This is a genomic window from Lentzea kentuckyensis (genome assembly GCF_002150765.1).
GTDB lineage: Bacteria > Actinomycetota > Actinomycetes > Mycobacteriales > Pseudonocardiaceae > Lentzea > Lentzea kentuckyensis.
The window spans coordinates 1-2656 of the sequence record NZ_MUYM01000218.1; the positions used below are offsets into that span (position 1 = coordinate 1).

Consider the following 2656-nt stretch of genomic DNA (forward strand, 5'->3'; position numbering starts at 1 on the left):
GACGTCGCCGCGTCGAACACCCCCAGGCAGTTCGGCCCCAGCAGGCGCGCCCCCGCCTCACGAATCCGGCCGATCACGCGATCGTCGATCCCCGACGGGATGCCGACGAATCCGCGCACACCGACCGCCAGCGCCTCGTCCACCACGGCCGGCACGTGCGCGGCGGGCACGGCCAGCACGACCAGTTCCGGCGCCTCCGCCAGTTCCGACAGCGAACGCACGGTCGGGTGCGAGAGAACCGATCCCCCGCCGCGGTTCACGAGGTGCACGGCCCGGCGATCACGCCCGGTCAGAGCGCCACGCGCGAGCCAGTGGCCCCACTTGGCTGGGTCGTCACTGGCGCCTACGACCGCGACGGACGCGGGATCGGAGAAGATCATCTCGCACCGAGACCGCGGGAGATGATCAGACGCTGGATGTCCGAGGTGCCTTCCTCGATCTCTTCGAGCTTGGCGTCGCGCATCCACCGTTCGACGGGGTATTCACGCGAATAGCCGTAGCCGCCCAAGGTCTGTACGGCCGCGTGCGTGCACCACATGGCGTTTTCCGACCCGACGAGTTTCGCCATCGCCGACTCCTGCGCCACGGCGTCCCCCGCGTCGTACAACGTCGCCGCGCGCACGGTCAGCAGGTGCGACATGTCGACGCGCGTGGCCATGTCCGCGAGCCGGAACGCCACCGCCTGGTGCTGGATGATCGGCACGCCGAACTGCGTCCGTTCCCGCGCGTACTCCGAAGCGAAGTCCAAGGCCGCCCTCGCCAGCCCTGTCGTGGCGGCGCCGATGAGGATGCGCGAGGCGTCGAACGTCCGCATCAGCCCCGAGAAGCCCTGCCCCTCCTCGCCGAGGCGGTTCTCCAGCGGCACGCGCACGTCGTCGAGGAACACCTCCGCGTTGACGATCGCGCGTTGCCCCATCTTCTGGAACGGTGGCCCGACCTTCAGTCCCGGAGCATCCTGTGGCACCACGAACGCGGTGACGCCCTTCGCCCGCTTGGCCGGGTCGACGGTCGCGAAGATCACGAACTGCGCGGCGTNNACGCCGCGCCGACGTCTGGATGCTCGCCGCGTCGGACCCGCTGCCCGGCTCGGTGACCGCGACGGCGGTGAGCGGCGGTGTCGGAGTTCCCAGCGGACTGAGGAACCGCTCCTGTTGCTCGGTCGTGCCCAGGTGCTCGATCGGGGCGCTGAAGAAGCCGTTGGACGTGATCAGGTTGCCGATGCCGATGTCGCCGTGGCACAGCTCCTGCTGGATCAGCACCTGGGTGAGCAGGTCGGTGACCCCGCCACCACCGAACTTCTCGCTGATCATGAACGACGTCAGCCCGAGGTCGGACGCCTTCTCCCACACGTCGAGCGGCGACTCGGTGTCCGCCTCGTCGACGGCGCGCGCCCGCGGCCGGATGTGGTCGGCGGCGAACTTCCTGGCCAGTTCGACGAACTGTTCCTGTTCGGCCGTGAGCCGCAGGCCGTCCCGGACGGTCCGCCCCATCTCGCACCCCTAAATTGACTGACGAATCAGTTATTCACGATCCACGGGGCAGCCTAGCTGTGTCAAGACGTGTCCGTAGGGTCGCGAACGGGTGACTGATTCGCCTGTTCAGGGCGGGGTCGTCACGCGCTGGAGCAGGTCTACCGAGAGTTGTCCGGAGATCGCCGAACGGTGGGTTGACAGCTCGGGTCCACCCGGCCGGTCAGGGCCGCAGCGCCGCCCGCACGATCTCCAGGGCTTCGTGCGACGAGAGGCCCAGTTCCGCGGACATCGTCGCGTACTGGGCCGCCGCCGCACGGATGCGCTCACGGTTGTTGTCGCCGTTCGCGCTCACCACGGNNGGCCGGCTTCCTCCAGTTCGCGGTAGGCGCGTGCCACCGTGTTGACCGCGAGTCCCAGGTCCTTGGCCAGGGCGCGCACGGTCGGCAGCTTGGCTCCCACCGGCAGTTCCCGGTTCGAGATGGCGCTCGCGTAGTGCACGCGCACCTGCTCGTACGGCGGCATCTCCCCATGGTGCTCGATCTTCACTGCGCCCCATCCTCCCCGGCCTGTCACTACCTCTGTATTGACCAACGGAGGAAAGGCGCGGAGGTTGCGGTCGAATCAGCGGAGATTGGTCTGGTCCGCACCCATCTGCACGTAGAGCTTGCGCCAGCCCTGGTCGGCGGCCGTGGCTTCTTTGCCGTCACAGTAGGGCTTTGTGCCGTTCGAGGTGTAGTAGCGGAGGATCGACAACGAGACGACGGTGTCCCAATTGCCTTCGTCGAAGTACTCCTCCCCCGGTGTCTGGTCCTGGTGCTTGAGGCAGGAGACGTCCGACTGCTGTTCGTCGTCGAACACGGCGGTGGCCGTTTCCGACGTCGTCGAACACGCGGCCAGGGCGAGCACGGCCAGCACGATGAGCTTCTTCATGATCCTTCTTCCTGTTCACCCGGCCAGCGCACGCGTGGCCAGACCGACTCCGACGAGCATCACCAGCGCCGCGGTGCCCAGCGGCGTTAAGCCCGCGAGCTTGCGGAAGCGGGCGAAGCGGGCCAGCCGCGGACCGAACCGGTCCCGCAGCGAGACCAGCAGCAACCCGGCGGCGGTCAGCGTCGCCGCCATGCCCAGGCCGTACGCGAGCACCAGCACCACGCCGAACCACGTGCGGCCCAGCGCGATCGCGC

3 protein-coding genes and 3 pseudogenes are annotated in these 2656 nt (G+C 68.5%); all 6 read right to left on the reverse strand.

Features of this window, described 5'->3' with window-relative positions:
• On the reverse strand, window positions 1-380 hold a 380-nt coding region (locus tag B0F77_RS46065; RefSeq protein WP_143467302.1), incomplete at its 3' end, for a CoA-binding protein.
• On the reverse strand, window positions 377-1021 hold the full coding sequence (locus B0F77_RS49535; protein ID WP_211294380.1) for an acyl-CoA dehydrogenase family protein: 645 nt from the start codon (window positions 1019-1021) through the stop codon (window positions 377-379). The genes B0F77_RS49535 and B0F77_RS46065, both read right to left, overlap by 4 nt.
• A gap of 166 nt (window positions 1022-1187) precedes the next feature.
• Window positions 1188-1490 (reverse strand): annotated as a pseudogene (locus B0F77_RS51065) (acyl-CoA dehydrogenase family protein); the annotation flags it as partial.
• A 202-nt stretch (window positions 1491-1692) separates the two neighbouring features.
• Window positions 1693-1994, reverse strand: a pseudogene (locus B0F77_RS46075) (GntR family transcriptional regulator).
• Window positions 1995-2093: 99 nt separating this feature from the next.
• Complete coding sequence (locus B0F77_RS46080) at window positions 2094-2402, reverse strand: hypothetical protein (RefSeq protein ID WP_086669339.1); 309 nt, start codon at window positions 2400-2402, stop codon at window positions 2094-2096.
• Between the two features lie 15 nt (window positions 2403-2417).
• Window positions 2418-2656, reverse strand: a pseudogene (locus tag B0F77_RS48520) (High-affinity nickel-transporter); the annotation flags it as partial.

What these genes read in the sequence shown, in the direction of transcription:
- B0F77_RS46080 (WP_086669339.1), bottom strand. Translation starts at nt 2,402, where the DNA reads ATGAAGAAGCTCATCGTGCTGGCCGTGCTCGCCCTGGCCGCGTGTTCG.